Origin of the sequence: Halomonas sp. ATBC28 (assembly GCF_005937175.1) — a bacterium.
Taxonomy (GTDB): Bacteria; Pseudomonadota; Gammaproteobacteria; order Pseudomonadales; family Halomonadaceae; genus Vreelandella; species Vreelandella titanicae.
Map to the genome: position 1 here is coordinate 112,223 of NZ_VCQL01000015.1, position 13,636 is coordinate 125,858.

Sequence of the window (13,636 nt, forward strand, 5' to 3'; positions counted from 1 at the left end):
AGAAGATATCGGCCATTTAACTTAGGACTTTAAACGCCGCTTAACTTCCACGCTTAGCCTGCCTTCACCTAGCTTCAGTTTCAGCTTCTGGCCGGGCTGGGTATCTTCCGCGCGGCGAATGACCTGGCCCTGCTCATCCTGGGCAATTGCATAGCCACGCCCCAGCACTGCTAGCGGACTGACCGCGTTTAACTCCCGTGCGGCGGCTTTCAAGCGTGCCTGTCGGCTCTCCAACTGGCGCTGCATCGCACTCCCCAAACGGCGCTGTAACTGGCTCACACGCTCGCTTTCTGCACGGTGCAACCGCGCCATATCCTGGCTGGCCAAGCGCCTGCTCAGCTGTGTCACCTGGGCTTTCTGCTGGCCGAGCGTTAACTGCATGGCGCGATTCAAGCGCTGATTGAGGGCGGTTAAGTGCTGGCGCTGGCGGTTGAGCTGTTCACCGGGGTGGCGCAGCTTGGCGCGCAGGGTATCCAGCCGCTGGCTGTCGCGTTCCAGACGTGCCTGCATAGCCCGCTGCAAACGGCTGTGTTGATGCTCAAGCTGGCGCTTAAGGGTGTTTTGATCCGGCACCAGGCGCTCGGCGGCGGCAGAAGGGGTGGGAGCGCGCATATCGGCGGCAAAATCCGCCAGGGTGATATCCACCTCGTGGCCTACCGCCGACATCACCGGTAGCCGGGAGTGAAAAATCGCCCGCGCCAGGTGTTCGTTATTGAACGCCCAGAGGTCTTCCAGGCTACCGCCGCCGCGGGTGATCAAAATCACGTCCCGCTCGGGGTCTAATCGCGCCTGACGATTAAGCAGTGCCAGCGCCGATATAATCGCAGGTGCCGCCTCGGCGCCTTGCACCGGCACCGGTATCAGCGTCACGTCCGCCAGCGGCCAGCGCGCTTCAAGCACCGCCAGCACATCACGAATGGCCGCCCCAGTGGCGGAGCTTAAAATCAGCAGCTTGCGTGGCGGAAAGGGCAGCGGCCGGGCGTTGGCGAACACGCCTTCGCCTTCCAGCTGCGCTTTTAAACGCTCAAAGGCCGCCAGCAGCTCGCCCAGGCCTGCCGCCTGAACGGCGTCGGCAATTAGCTGGTAGTCACCGCGGGGCTCGAACAGCGATACCCGCCCTCGCAGCTTGACCTGATCACCGTCGCGCATCGACGCCGAGACAAAACGCGCCCGCTGACGAAACAGCGCGCAGCGAATCTGCGCCCGGTCATCCTTCAGCGTGAAATAGACATGCCCCGACGCCGGGCGGGAAACATTAGAGAGCTCGCCCTCCACCCACACCTCGCCCACATCGCGCTCAAGGGTTTGCTTGGCGCGCTGGTTGAGTTGGCTGACGGAGAGTGTTTGGACGGGTGTTTGAGTCATGGCGGATATCTGAATGCAGGGCACTGTAGCCTAGCATCAAATACTAGCGCTCATCGAATATAGAGCGGGGCAAATTCGTTGCCCCGCAAGCGCTATCGATGCTGAGAACGTCGACGAATCCACTCGCCGGGAAGGGTTAGCAACAAGCAGCAACACATCATTAGCAGCGCAAGAAGAGCAACAGAGGCCATATCAGACCCTGCGTCGGAAATATTGCTGTAAAGCAGGAGCGGCAGCAGGTTGATCTGTGAACCGGTAAGCGCCAGGGCCGTACCATAGGCGCCAAAAGCCACTGCAGCACAAAGGCTCCAGGAGGAGATCAACGCAGGCAGTAACGGCGGTAGGTACACGTCACGAATTTGCTGCCACCGAGAGGCACCGAAGCTTTCGGCCATCACCAGTTGGCGGCGGTCAAGCCCTTGAACCACCGGCAGCATCAGTAACACCACGCGGGGTACCAAGAAGTAGGCATACACCAACACCAATCCCTGTGGCGTATACACAAAGCGGCCAAACCACGCCGGGTCTACGCCCAGCGATGCCAGGGACAGTGTGATAAAGCCTGCCCGCCCCAACAAGAGGATAAAACCATATGCCACAATCAAGCCGCTGAAAATCAGCGGGAGAGAGATCAGCCAAAGAAGAAAAAAGCGTCGCCGTTCCGGCTGATGATAGAGAAACTCAGCAATCACGACACCAACGATGACCGACAAGAGCGCAGTGCTAATGGATAAAGCAACGCTGGTTATTAAGCTTTTAAACACCAGCCCTTCGTCAAGAAGACGAGCACCCGTGACCAAAGGTGACTCAAGCGCTGCAATAATCAGCAGTGTCAGCGGCAGCATAAAAAACAGCGTGTAAATAATGCTGCTGGGTAGAACCAGCGGCAAAACGCTAAAAAAGCGCAGGCGAGGCATGGCGTGGCCTTATTGATTAAGGACGTGCTGAGTCCACTGGTGGCTGAGGTCAGCGCTAATGCTCGACGCTTTTTGCACATCCAGCGGGCGAATCTGCGGCGCCTCTACCAGCGTGTCGGGCAGCTCGATATCTCCGTTGACAGGGCGAACAAATCCTTCCGCAAAGGTACGTTGCCCCTCGTCCGACATGACATAGTTGAGCCATAGGCGTCCGGCATTTGGGTTTGGCCCGTTTTTGACCAGTGAAATAGCGTATGGCGCTGCGACCGACGCTTCTTCGGGGATCACCACCGCTGCGTTGTCGCCCATGCCATCGGTAATGCTGGCTTTTAGACCGTCGTTTTCATAGCCGATCCAGATAGGAATTTCACCGCGCACGAACTGCGCATAGGGCGTGGTACCAACCACTCGGGCAACATTACCGATGCGGCTCAACTCCGCAAGATAATCGATGCCCGGCGTTAAATTATCGAGATCGCCCCCCATTGCATAGTTGGCCGCCAGAGTGAGGACTTGGCCTTGCCCGGTCGAGCGCGGGTCAAGGTACACAATGCTGTTACGGTACTGCTCATCGAGCAGGTCTTCCCAGCTTTGCGGCACTTCATCGACTAACTGCGTATTAACGATAAAGGCCACGTTCAAGGAGTGGATCGTGAACCACTCACCCGCGTCAGCTTTGAAGACATCGGGAATGCTGTCGAAATTGATGGGGGTAAAGGGGCTTAACAGCTCTTTCTCATGCGCATTAATTGCTGAAGAAGCGTAGTAGTAGGCGGTATCGGCCTGGGGGCGGTTGCGGGCCTGCTCCAAAGCGACCACGGTGGCACCCGAGCCCAGGTCGTTAAAGACAATCTGAACGCCGGGGTAGCGCTCCGTGAAACGATTGAATTGGCTTTGCCAGTTGGCCCAGGTTGGGCCGGTATCGAACGATACAACCAGCCCTTCTTCCTGGGCGGCATCGTAGAGTGCTTGTTCGCCGTCGTAGAGCTCAGCGTCAAGCGTGTTAGCCGCATACGCCGATAAAGGCAGCAGGCTAAGGGCGGAGAGTAGGCCGTAAGCAAAAGAGCGTTTCATGGTAGTACCTCAGCGATTGAACAGGTGGATATGTGTGGGAGGAAGCGCCACGTGAGTGATGATTTCCGGCGGTGAAGCCGACTCAAGCGACAACGTGGTAGTGCCGCAGAGAAGGTACTGACGTTGCTGGGCGCCCAGAAACTGCCTCTCTATCACCGTGGCAGGTGCCTGGTTAGCGATATCGCTAGCTGGGTTGGCAATAATGGCTTCGGGACGAATCATGGCGCGCACGGTTTGCCCCACTGTAAAGGCGTGTGGTGCCACTTCCAGGATGCCCAGGTCGGCGGTTTCAATCCGCTGCGAATCAAGTACCTGAGCGTCGATAAAGTTGGTGCGACCAATGAAACGTGCCACGGCTTCACTCACAGGCTGCGTGTAAAGCTGGTGGGGCGCGCTGTGTTGAAGGAGCTTGCCCTGTTCAAGCACGGCAACGTGATCGCCCAGCATCAGCGCCTCTTCTTGATCATGGGTGATCATCAGCGTGGTGACGCCGAATTGACGCTGTATATGCTTGAGCTCCTGGCGCATCGACTCCCGCCGGGAAGCGTCGAGCGCCGAAAACGGTTCGTCGAGCAGAAGGGCACGGGGCTCGAATACCAGCGCGCGTGCAATGGCCACTCGCTGCTGCTGGCCACCGGAAAGCTGGGATGGATAGCAATGTTCCAACGCCTCAAGGCCTACATCATGGAGGATCTTGCGGGCGCGTCGGTGGCGCTCTCCCTGGCGAACACCTTTAACCTTAAGCGGGTAGGCGACGTTGCCAAGCACTGTCATATGGTTGAAAAGCACATAATCCTGCAGCACGATTCCCAGCCCGCGCTCGCCGCATGAGAGCTGGGTAACATCCTGATGATCAAGTAGAACGCGCCCTTGAAGCGGGGTGAGGAAGCCCGCGATAAGCTGTAAAAGCGTACTTTTTCCCGATCCGCTGGCACCCACCACCACAAGAAATTCGCCCGTTTCTACCTGCAGGTTGATGTCGTGAACACCCACGCTGCTATGGGGGTAGTGGAACTGGATGTTTTCTAGCGCAATCATTGCGGTAACTTCCGGGAAGAGGATCGGCCCAGCCGCCACTGCACCAGGGTGGAAAACAGCGAGAACAGCAGTGCGAGTGAAAGCAGGAAAAGCGTTGCGGCGCAGGCGAAGCCCGTCGTGCGGTAAAACGCTTGGATCAACACCACTGGGTAGGGCTGGGTCATAAAACCTGAAATCAGGTTGCTCAGCTCAAACTCGCCAATCGACAGCGCTGCAACCGTTAAGCTGCCGGTAAATACCGAGCGATATACCAGTGGCAAATAGAGGTGCACAAAACGTTGCCACTCGGCTGCCCCAAGGGACTGGGCCATGCGTTCATACGCCTTGAGGGGAGAGGCCTCGATATCGGCATATACGGTGTAGAAAAGGTAGGGGAAGGTAACCACCACATGGCCTGCTACCAGCAGCCAGGGGCTACCCAGCCAGGGCAGCATGGCGGTACTAAAGGCCAAAATAAAAGCAAAGCCTATGACCAATTGGGGAACGGCTACTGGCAGCATGACCAGAAGACGCGTGATGCTCTGAGCCACGGCAGGGAACTTGAGCATGACGCCATACACCAGTGGTACGACGAGTAATATATTGATCAGGCAGGTGGTTAAGGCCAGCTTGAATGTCGTTACCATCGCATTTCGATAGGTGGCGTCTTCCCATACCGTGATAAACCAACGCCAAGTTAGTCCCTCAGGTAGCAGCGTGTTGCTCCAATGGTCACCGAAAGCGCCTATAAGTAGGAGTACGATAGGGGCCAACAGGTAAACCAAGTAACCATAAGTGATCAATCGCATGTCTGACCCCTAACCACGATTAAATATAAATGACCATAATGTAAGATTTTGATCGTTTGTTGATATATTCATGACGGTTGTGTGACTCCCCATAGGTGAGCAGCCGTGAAGCGCAGGGCTTCCTCTACGCTGCTGACAGGTGTAATGCCTTCAGCAGTGGGTGCGTCCGGGAAGGTGAGTACAGGCTTATCAAAATGGCGGCCAAAGGCCACCTCGGTGTGGGTGCCCAAGCTTCCGCCAACGGCGATCAGCAGCACACTGGCTCGGGCGATAAGCACGTTGCGTGCCTCGCCCAAGCCGCTGGCAATAGGTAGGGTGACCCAAGGGTTGGCAACCTCTGCGTGGGTATCGGGAAGCAGGCCGATGACCTCGCCTCCTTGAAGTGCGGCTCCCTTGCTGGCCGCTTCCATAACGCCGCCCCGGCCACCGCATAACAGCGGAATGCCCAGCTCGGCTAGCCCCGAGCCTAAGGCATAGGCTATTTCAAGCTGTTGCTGAGTGGCCTCGCGGGGGCCAATAACGCCAACCGGGGGGCGCTGCATCGGCGTGTTACTGCGCTTTAATGCAATCAGCGCTTCGCGGGGCAAACAGGGGGATTGCAGCACGGCTGGCCAGTCGGCCTCGCCAAGCGGACGCATTTTGGGCAGTAGCGGCTCACCTGCTTGGGTCGTGATACGCTGGCGTTTATCAAGATAAATTTGTAATGTCTGAGTCATGTTTTGATCAAAATGTAAGAATTTGATCGTTATGGTCGCGCCCCGCTGTGTCAATTTGATGACGGACGGTCGCAAGGCCGGATTTTTTTATCAGAGGATTGTTTGTTACCGATGACTGACCTAGCGCATTTGAACCCACGCCATCGCGAGCTAATTGCCTTGGTTGAATTGCATGGGCATGCCTCGATCGAATTTCTTGCCCAGCGACTCAACTGCTCCGCTCAAACCGTGCGGCGCGATATTCGTAAACTGTGTGACGCTAATGTGCTGCAGCGTTTTCGGGGCGGGGCCCGGATCGAAAAACCCCAGGTTAGGCTTGGCTACGCCACCAAGCAGGATGTGCAGCAAGTAGAGAAGGGACGTATGGCGGCATTAGCGGTGTCGCAATTGCAGGAAGGTGAAGCGCTATTTCTGGATACGGGCACAACCTGCGATCACGTTGCCCGCGAGCTGTTGAACTACCGTAAAAGGCTGCACGTGGTCACTCATAACCTAACGGCCGCGCTGACGCTCGCTGCCCAGCATCAGTTGTTGGATATCCATGTGGTGGGCGGAAAGGTGGCGGGACGGGATGGGGCGCTGACTGGGTCGCGCACCATCAAAGAACTGACCAGCTATCGGCTGGATGTGGCGATGATTTCCGTTTCAGGCATAGATGCAGAGGGTTACCTGCTCGACTTCGATAGTGAAAAAATAGAAGTAAAACAAACCATGATGCGCCACGCTGGCCGTAAAGTTCTGCTGATGGGGTCAGCGAAATTATGTCAGCGCGGTATCCAGCGTGTTGCTCATCTTGATGAGTTTGATCAAGTGATTTGTGATGTACCTGCACCCGAAGAAATCCAAACGCTCATGACCTACCCTGAGCGTTGGCAAGAAGCTTTATAGGCTCGCTGGTTGAGTTGGCTGACGTAGAGGGCAGTGGGCGTTGGTGCGTTCATTGCTGTCCCTTGCTTTAGGGAATCCGGGAATCTTTACGGCTAGTGGCGTAAAATGGCGTCGTTGTTACGAAATATCATTGTATTACCCAGGAGATGACGAGGAAATGCTATGGGCCACCACCCAACACCGTTGATCGCTTTTTACCGTGGCGAGGCACCGGATCATAAAGGGCGCTATATCGATGCCGTCTGGGCCTTATCTCACTTCTGGTTAGAGCATACCCACGATTATATTCAATGGCTTTTTCCCATCCCTGAGGTTGGCCGCTTTAACCATTTTGCCCCGCGGCTGACCGATGGCGAGCGTGACATATTTCAAGACGATAGCGCGTTACGTGAACAACAGCGAGTCTCGCTGGATGTCATGTTGAGTTTTTTGGGTTTAACTCGTGATGGGTTCACCATTACTGCCCAGCCGAGCCTCAATATCCGCGATCATATTTGGCTCAAAGCAGGCGGGCATAATCACCTGCGTATTTCGCGGATGATTCGTTCGTTGGCACTTTGTCACCAACCTAAACTGGCAGCGGCGTTCCAGCAGGCAGTGATCGAGATTGGCAGTACTCAGGGTATTGTCTCCGCACAGTCGATGGCTTACTGGCGTGTAGCCTCGGATACCAAGCACACTGTATGAAGCGTGATTGCGCTTCTACTGTTATTCTTTTTTGTTGGGAGTTAGATAATGAGAATTTGGGATGATGAGGTTGTTAGGGAATTATATTTACGGCTTTCTGGTAAAGAGGTAGAGGGGCTTGAAGTAGTCGTGCGAACCCTTCGAGAAATGTACCCAAAAATTGATATTTATAAGTCTGTTTTAGGTAATGGCGCCGCGATAAGTGCGGGAAGAAAATCGAAAAGTAAATCTAAAGGTAGGCCGCTATTTGCAATCAGAAGGCCTGGACGGAATAAGCCAGCTTGCGTAAAGATCAGGATAGATGCAAAGAAAGATAGAGCAAGGCTTGCAGGTGATATAGGCTGCTCTTGGGACGAGCTAAATGAAAGAAGATTCTATCTAAAAGATTTTCCAAACAATTTGGCTGAATTTAAAAAGTTTTTAAAAGATTTAGGTAAATCTGTTGAGATAGTAGAAAGGCGGACTAATGGGAGTGGGTACTTACCAATAGATTATCAAGAGTTTTTTAAAAATGCTGGTGAGTCAGATTGTGTCGAAGATTTTGTTGAAGGCGCAGTGCTGAAGATGTTTGTTAATAAGTATGAAAGAAGTCGAAAGGCAAGAGCTGCCTGTATTGCTAAACATGGAGCTCGCTGCTTCTTCTGTAAGTTCGATTTTGGAGAGAGGTATGGAAATGTATATTCAAGTTTTATTCATGTTCATCATATCGTTCCTATTTCCAAAATTGGTAAAAATTATAAAGTAAATTTTGAAAAAGATCTGGTGCCGGTTTGCCCGAACTGCCATGCTGTCATTCATTTTGGTGGAGAAACGCTATCTTTGGATGAGGCCAAGAGGGTTTTGTCTCCTGATAATGGAACCTGAATTCAAACCATGAGTGCAGCACCTATGGTCTTTCCCACATCGCGCTCAAGGGTTTGCTTAGCGCGATGGTTGAGATGGCTGACGAAAAGGGTCAGGGGTGTTGATGAGGTTATAACGGGCTTCAGGTCGAGATAGATATTAACTCTAGCATTAATACGGTGTCAGCAGATGGTCCAACCGGCTGTTGGCTGCGAGTGCTTGCTGGCCGTTTGCCGAGAATGTTAACCCATCTAATTCCCCTAACAGGCGTAATGAATGTCCCTCACGGGAAAGGGCGGTCCCTTCGCGTAAGGCCACTACCAAGGCGTGAGGGGTAAGGGCCAAATACTCTTCCAAACGCTCTTCGCGGCTTTCTCCGTTATGTCCCTCCGGTTTGCCTGCAATAAAGTGCGGGTTAATCTGAAACGGTACTAGAGCAAGCGTGCTGAAACTCGGTGGTTCTACAATCGGCATGTCGTTTGTGGTGCAGAGAGTAGGACCAGCAATATTCGAACCAGCACTCCAGCCAATATAAGGGGTGCCCTTGGCAACGCACTGGCGAATAGGGTCTAACAAGTCAGCGTCGTACAGACGCTTGACCAGGGCAAAGGTGTTGCCACCCCCTACGACGATCGCGTCCGCATCGCGGACGGCTGCTTTCGGGTCGGCGGCTTGATGAATGCCGTCGACCTCCAATCCCTGTACGGCAAATGTGGGTCGCACCTGTTCTAGGTAGTCATCGTAGGTCTTGCCGACCCCCGCAAAGGGAATAAATAGCACGCGCTTGACCGTGTTTGGGTTATCACCCAGAAAATCAGCGATTAAAGGTTGAGCGTGCTCAAGGTAACCGGTAGAACCAGATCGAGAACTGCTGAGCAGTAACAGCCGTGACATAAGGCAACTCCCAAATGTTAAGGGCGCCAACATGACGCCCTCCGCGTGGTTTTATTTAGAACCCAGTTTAAGGGTAGATGAGAAGAAACTATAAAGCGCCGAGCCTGTAATGAATCCCGCACCTAGGATGTAAAGCTTCTGACCACCGTTGTCGCCGAAGCGCTTAACTACCAGCCAGCGAATAATCAAGGCAATGTAAATCACGATCCCCGCTAGCGGTGAAGTGATCAAGAGGCCGGTGGCAAGTAGCACACCAATTTGACGCGACATTCCCCCCACCGCCTGAACGACAGCGCCAACGCTTGCCCAGATCGCTAGCTGTTTAGCGATTTCAGCGCTGGCGCCAGCATCAATGGTCGCCACGTAGACTCGCGCTACCGGTGGTACCAAGTCAGCCGCAAAGTAGGCATTGAATGCGAAGGCGACGATCACAATCGCTACACCAAAGCTGAACAGCTCTGCGAAGTATTGCTGGCGACGGCCGTCAAGCTCATAGTCACGGTCGCTACCCTCACCACGGATAACCCAGCCCGCTTTTAGGTCGTAAGCCATGTCAGCAAATGCTGGTCCGGTTGCTACCGTGAAGGCTACCAGCACACCCAGAGCGGTGGTGGGGAAGCCAATCAACATGCCGATAACCAAAAAAATCAGTGCGGTAGCAAATGAAGGGAACCAGCCAGAATGCATGGCCGCGATGCCCACGATTAGTTCAGATGCCATTGCAGCCATTGCGGCGAACACCAGCCAGCCGATTAACATGCCCAAGGACATGCCGGTATATATGCCGGTGCCCAAGGCGAGTATCAACGCCACAATAAGATAGGCGGTTAAGCCACTAATCATCGCCCTGCGCAACTGCAGTGCAGATCGGGTGGGGCGTTGTGGTGACGTGTCGTGCTCGCCCTGACGGCGCTCAAGGTACATCACTCGTAATATCTGCAGCAGCGCGATCAAGCCCGCGCCGATCATGATGCCATGAGGAATATAGGCGGTGCTGATATCGAAGCCAAAAAGTGATTCGGAATAGCCGCGAATGATTAAGCCCAGTGCTAACGCACACATGGCAAACACGTTGGCGATCCAGGCGATTCCGAACATTTCGGCAGGGATGCCGAATGCTTTGCCTACGCCACCACCGATCATGCCTACCAATAGCAGTAAGGCACTATGCCCTTTTTGGGCCGCTGCTTTAAGTGCCTCTGCGGTCGCTAGTCCTGGCGGCCAAGCGGCCCGGGCCGAGAACACCTTGCTGTCGAATGAAAAATAAAGAATCGAAGCATCGGTAATCACCGCCAGTGAGGCACCAATCAACATGGGAACCAGCATTTGAGACTCGCCCATGAGAAAGGGGATCGCCAGCGGTAACAGCAGCCCATTAGCGGCTGAAAAGGTAGCGCCAGATATAGTCGTCTGCACTAATGTTTGCCGCTCCAGCGAACGGTAACGGCGGAACAATTGCAGAGGAATATAGGAGAGTAAAATGGCGATCAGCGCGCCGATGATTGAAGTGTTAGGTGTAATACCAACGCGGGTGATCAGTTCCATACCGATAATGGCGCCTAGAACACAAACGATCACGTTGACCACCATCTGCCCCGGAGCAAAGAAGCGAGGGTGACGATGCGTTTCCTGAGCGTTATCTGTACCGGTCGTTCCCAGTAAAGTTGTCTTGTTCATCTCAAAGCACTCCGCGTAACTATGAAAAGTGTTTTATCGGTTCGCCAATTCACGCAAGCAGCAGGTTGGCGGCGCTGAATACGATTTGACGAGGCGTAAGAGTGCGATGACCGGAAAGCTTGGCAATGCGCTGGCGTTGCGCCAGCGTGTAACCCATGCAGTCTAAATAGAGCAGATCACCCTTGAGTGGGACAGCTTCCTGAGCGGCTCGCTCCAACTCCTGCGTATTTCCATAGGGCGAGGCACTCAGTGTTTCAACATGAAATCCGGCTGTTTCCCAGCGGGTACGCGCATTCTGCATTTGACGTGGCTCAGGGCTCATGATGAGGAGTCGCCCTTGGGGAAACAGAGACTGAATGCCGTGTCGCACGAGTCTTTTGGGTGATAGTACCGGCATGGGAAGATCGCGATAGTCGGGCAGTTCACCCGTACAGAGCACCACGATGGCGTCGACGTCATCTTCCCTCGCCATGGCGCGCACCGCCGTATCGAGTAGTGGTTCCAGGTCTTGTTCGGCAATGATGACCTGGCGTCCATCGCGCATGCGCGAAACCAGCACCTGAGACTGTTTACCAGTGGGATAGCGTTGCTCTATCTCCTCAAGCGTCAATGCATCTAGTGCGCCGCGCTCGACCACGTCTATGTGTTGGGCGAGCAGGGTGGAGAGGTCTTCATGGAGGTCGGTGCGCGGCGCTTGACCAATCGTCACGATGCCCAAGTGCGAGGTACCGGCACTCATTTGCGAGCGCCCCCGTGCTGGAAGTGAGAGTGTTCTCCATACAGTGCGGTCAAACGGCTAAACTCTTCAGTGTCGTAGAATTGGCAGATACCCGCGGTAAAGTCCTTCGCTACCTCAACTGCAAAACGTGCCGCCTGTTCAATATCGACTTCATGACTTGCCCCCGTCGCACAACCGGCTACGGCGGTTTCAGTGGACAAAGCCACGCCAATCACGGGAGCCGAGGTGGCAACCGCCGGTTGTAGAATACTATTCAGGTGATGGAGGCCATTACCGTAAGGTGTAATGTCTTGTTGAGTCAGCGCAAAAATGTGCGGCAAACGGCCCGTAACCCGGGACATTACATCCATTAAATCTTCGCTGGTGCGCAAGATATAGCCTTGCTTGACGGTTGGTGACATCGACACACCGCGTACATTGATGACGCGATTACCTTTAGTGGTGTCGATTGAGACAATGGCATCCATCTGAGCATCGATTTCATGCTCCCAGGTATCTTCAAAGCTGATCGGTGAATCCATGAACGGTACTGGATGGTGTTCACGGGTAGGGGCATCGGGGCAGATATGGGTGGTGATTATAACGTCGCCCGCCAAGCGGTCGCCGTTGGCAGCCATGCCAATCAGCTTGGCGGCAGCGGCCAGGGCCGCTAATGCACCATCGCCGTCCGAGACATAACCGATAATTTCCGGGCGGGCACCGATACCGCCCAAACGGCCAATCACCCCTAGGGTGGGGGCCTCTTTGCCTGCTTGCTTGCCACTGTGTCCAGCCACGATGATGTGCAGAAAATCGCTGGCGCCTTTATCGGAAGTAACGTTAGTGACCTGAATACTTTCCGGCGCTGCTCCGCAACCTATCAAGTATTCCCGAACTCGCTCACCTGACGCACTCGGGGTATCCAGAATTTCATGAAGATCGATAACTTGCTTAAGCATTAACGCTACCTCGTTGGGGTAATAGACATAAGTAGAGTACGCTTGAGAATTGATTGGATAAATTTGAATTAAAGATGGATTAATTGGAATTTCCGATGAATAACGTGACAGCCAGGCAGTTGGAGGCAATGATCGCCGTTGCCGATTTAGGCAGCTTTACGGAAGCTGCCGAAAAACTTCATCTTTCCCAGCCCTCGTTGAGTCAGCTTGTGCGCCAGCTTGAAGAAACGCTGGGCGTGCGTTTATTCGAGCGCACCACGCGAAGAGTAAGCTTGTCGGCGGCAGGGCAGGCGTTTTTACCGGTAGCAGAGCGGGTGCTTTTGCGTTTGGAGCGGGGCATGCAGAACATGCGTGCCTTTGCAAAGGGCCAGCAGGGCCAGATCAGTTTCGCGGCACTGTTAACCGTCGGAGGCAGCTTGATTCCTGCGGCCATGGCTGAGTTCCAAAAGAGGTACCCCACTATAGGGTTGGAGTATCTGGAAGAGAGTGATGAGCCTATCTATCAACAGGTGATGGCGGGGGATGTCGATTTTGGTGTCAGTGTAGCTCCTGTAAATTCGGACGATGTGAATTTCCACCCGCTCTACAAAGACTACCTCTATTTTGTATGTTCGCCGGAACACCCCTTAGCAGATGAAGACGAGGTGAGTTGGCATCAAATCGTGGAGTGGCCGTTTATCGCCATGAAAGCGCGCACCAGCATGCGAAGGCTTACCGAGCAAGGGTTTGCGATGACCAACAAGCCGATGGAGCCAATACAGGTAGCGGGATACCAGTCGACCATTCTAGGGATGGTGGCTAATAATATTGGCGTGAGTGCCTTACCTTCATCGCTTAAGCTCATGTTTCGCCGCGATGATGTCTGTCTCATACCCATCAGCGAAAGGCTTTATCGTGATATAGGTGTACTAACATCTCGTCGACGGGAGCTTACGCCCGCGGCCACCGGGTTTATCGATGTGCTAATGGAACTGGTCGAAGCTAATCGCTCTCTGCTACCAAGTCCTGAATGAGAATGCCTGGCACGTTTAGGAAGTCTGTACCTTTCGGAAAATATTGGTGAATCAGCCTA

Annotated in this window: 14 protein-coding genes; 4 read left to right on the forward strand and 10 right to left on the reverse strand. The window is 54.1% G+C overall.

The features are described 5' to 3' along the window. Positions 1-21: 21 nt before the first annotated feature. The 6 genes from xseA to E0L35_RS17415 form a co-directional block, all read right to left on the reverse strand. Positions 22-1,365 (reverse strand): exodeoxyribonuclease VII large subunit, encoded by a 1,344-nt coding sequence (gene xseA / locus E0L35_RS17390; RefSeq protein WP_138800961.1) that lies wholly within the window; start codon positions 1,363-1,365, stop codon positions 22-24. 92 nt (positions 1,366-1,457) lie between these two features. Continuing rightward, the gene (locus E0L35_RS17395; RefSeq protein WP_138800962.1) at positions 1,458-2,282 is read right to left on the reverse strand and encodes an ABC transporter permease subunit; all 825 of its coding nucleotides are present in this window, start codon (positions 2,280-2,282) and stop codon (positions 1,458-1,460) included. A 9-nt stretch (positions 2,283-2,291) separates the two neighbouring features. Next, the gene (locus tag E0L35_RS17400; RefSeq protein ID WP_138800963.1) at positions 2,292-3,356 is read right to left on the reverse strand and encodes an extracellular solute-binding protein; all 1,065 of its coding nucleotides are present in this window, start codon (positions 3,354-3,356) and stop codon (positions 2,292-2,294) included. Positions 3,357-3,365: 9 nt separating this feature from the next. After that, a complete protein-coding gene (locus tag E0L35_RS17405) occupies positions 3,366-4,394 on the reverse strand; it encodes an ABC transporter ATP-binding protein (protein WP_138800964.1) in 1,029 nt (342 codons plus the stop codon). After that, complete coding sequence (locus E0L35_RS17410) at positions 4,391-5,182, reverse strand: ABC transporter permease subunit (protein ID WP_138800965.1); 792 nt, start codon at positions 5,180-5,182, stop codon at positions 4,391-4,393. The genes E0L35_RS17405 and E0L35_RS17410 overlap by 4 nt, the downstream gene beginning before the upstream one ends. A gap of 68 nt (positions 5,183-5,250) precedes the next feature. After that, a complete protein-coding gene (locus E0L35_RS17415; RefSeq protein WP_138800966.1) occupies positions 5,251-5,898 on the reverse strand; it encodes a DNA-processing protein DprA in 648 nt (215 codons plus the stop codon). A 111-nt stretch (positions 5,899-6,009) separates the two neighbouring features. Between E0L35_RS17415 and E0L35_RS17420 the strand changes: the two genes are divergently transcribed. The 3 genes from E0L35_RS17420 to E0L35_RS17430 all read left to right on the forward strand — a co-directional run bounded on the left by E0L35_RS17420 (position 6,010) and on the right by E0L35_RS17430 (position 8,337). Then, the gene (locus tag E0L35_RS17420; RefSeq protein ID WP_138800967.1) at positions 6,010-6,786 is read left to right on the forward strand and encodes a DeoR/GlpR family DNA-binding transcription regulator; all 777 of its coding nucleotides are present in this window, start codon (positions 6,010-6,012) and stop codon (positions 6,784-6,786) included. 162 nt (positions 6,787-6,948) lie between these two features. Continuing rightward, a complete protein-coding gene (locus tag E0L35_RS17425) occupies positions 6,949-7,473 on the forward strand; it encodes an opioid growth factor receptor-related protein (RefSeq protein WP_138800968.1) in 525 nt (174 codons plus the stop codon). A 48-nt stretch (positions 7,474-7,521) separates the two neighbouring features. Then, entirely contained in the window at positions 7,522-8,337 is an 816-nt protein-coding gene (locus tag E0L35_RS17430; RefSeq protein ID WP_138800969.1) for an HNH endonuclease, read from the forward strand. A 150-nt stretch (positions 8,338-8,487) separates the two neighbouring features. On the opposite strand, the gene pepE is transcribed toward E0L35_RS17430, so the two are convergent. The 4 genes from pepE to E0L35_RS17450 are packed head-to-tail and all read right to left on the reverse strand — an operon-like array spanning position 8,488 to position 12,564. Beyond that, positions 8,488-9,210, reverse strand: a complete 723-nt coding sequence (gene pepE / locus E0L35_RS17435; protein WP_138800970.1) for a dipeptidase PepE — start codon at positions 9,208-9,210, stop codon at positions 8,488-8,490. A 51-nt stretch (positions 9,211-9,261) separates the two neighbouring features. Continuing rightward, positions 9,262-10,887: an OPT/YSL family transporter gene (locus E0L35_RS17440; RefSeq protein WP_171051181.1), complete on the reverse strand. Its 1,626-nt coding sequence runs from the start codon at positions 10,885-10,887 to the stop codon at positions 9,262-9,264. Positions 10,888-10,936: 49 nt separating this feature from the next. Next, positions 10,937-11,626, reverse strand: coding sequence for an AroM family protein (locus E0L35_RS17445; RefSeq protein ID WP_138800971.1), 690 nt, complete (start codon positions 11,624-11,626; stop codon positions 10,937-10,939). Further along, positions 11,623-12,564, reverse strand: coding sequence for a DUF1177 domain-containing protein (locus tag E0L35_RS17450; RefSeq protein ID WP_138800972.1), 942 nt, complete (start codon positions 12,562-12,564; stop codon positions 11,623-11,625). Before E0L35_RS17450 ends, E0L35_RS17445 begins: the two co-directional genes overlap by 4 nt. A 95-nt stretch (positions 12,565-12,659) precedes the next feature. On the opposite strand from E0L35_RS17450, the gene E0L35_RS17455 reads away from it, so the two are divergent. Continuing rightward, entirely contained in the window at positions 12,660-13,577 is a 918-nt protein-coding gene (locus E0L35_RS17455; protein WP_138800973.1) for a LysR family transcriptional regulator, read from the forward strand. Positions 13,578-13,636 lie beyond the last annotated feature (59 nt).

Excerpts from the sequence above, each read along its gene's own strand:
- xseA (WP_138800961.1), bottom strand. The coding sequence starts at position 1,365 with ATGACTCAAACACCCGTCCAAACACTCTCCGTCAGCCAACTCAACCAG.
- E0L35_RS17395 (WP_138800962.1), bottom strand. The coding sequence starts at position 2,282 with ATGCCTCGCCTGCGCTTTTTTAGCGTTTTGCCGCTGGTTCTACCCAGC.
- E0L35_RS17400 (WP_138800963.1), bottom strand. The coding sequence starts at position 3,356 with ATGAAACGCTCTTTTGCTTACGGCCTACTCTCCGCCCTTAGCCTGCTG.
- E0L35_RS17405 (WP_138800964.1), bottom strand. The coding sequence starts at position 4,394 with ATGATTGCGCTAGAAAACATCCAGTTCCACTACCCCCATAGCAGCGTG.
- E0L35_RS17410 (WP_138800965.1), bottom strand. The coding sequence starts at position 5,182 with ATGCGATTGATCACTTATGGTTACTTGGTTTACCTGTTGGCCCCTATC.
- E0L35_RS17415 (WP_138800966.1), bottom strand. The coding sequence starts at position 5,898 with ATGACTCAGACATTACAAATTTATCTTGATAAACGCCAGCGTATCACG.
- E0L35_RS17420 (WP_138800967.1), top strand. The coding sequence starts at position 6,010 with ATGACTGACCTAGCGCATTTGAACCCACGCCATCGCGAGCTAATTGCC.
- E0L35_RS17425 (WP_138800968.1), top strand. The coding sequence starts at position 6,949 with ATGGGCCACCACCCAACACCGTTGATCGCTTTTTACCGTGGCGAGGCA.
- E0L35_RS17430 (WP_138800969.1), top strand. The coding sequence starts at position 7,522 with ATGAGAATTTGGGATGATGAGGTTGTTAGGGAATTATATTTACGGCTT.
- pepE (WP_138800970.1), bottom strand. The coding sequence starts at position 9,210 with ATGTCACGGCTGTTACTGCTCAGCAGTTCTCGATCTGGTTCTACCGGT.
- E0L35_RS17440 (WP_171051181.1), bottom strand. The coding sequence starts at position 10,887 with ATGAACAAGACAACTTTACTGGGAACGACCGGTACAGATAACGCTCAG.
- E0L35_RS17445 (WP_138800971.1), bottom strand. The coding sequence starts at position 11,626 with ATGAGTGCCGGTACCTCGCACTTGGGCATCGTGACGATTGGTCAAGCG.
- E0L35_RS17450 (WP_138800972.1), bottom strand. The coding sequence starts at position 12,564 with ATGCTTAAGCAAGTTATCGATCTTCATGAAATTCTGGATACCCCGAGT.
- E0L35_RS17455 (WP_138800973.1), top strand. The coding sequence starts at position 12,660 with ATGAATAACGTGACAGCCAGGCAGTTGGAGGCAATGATCGCCGTTGCC.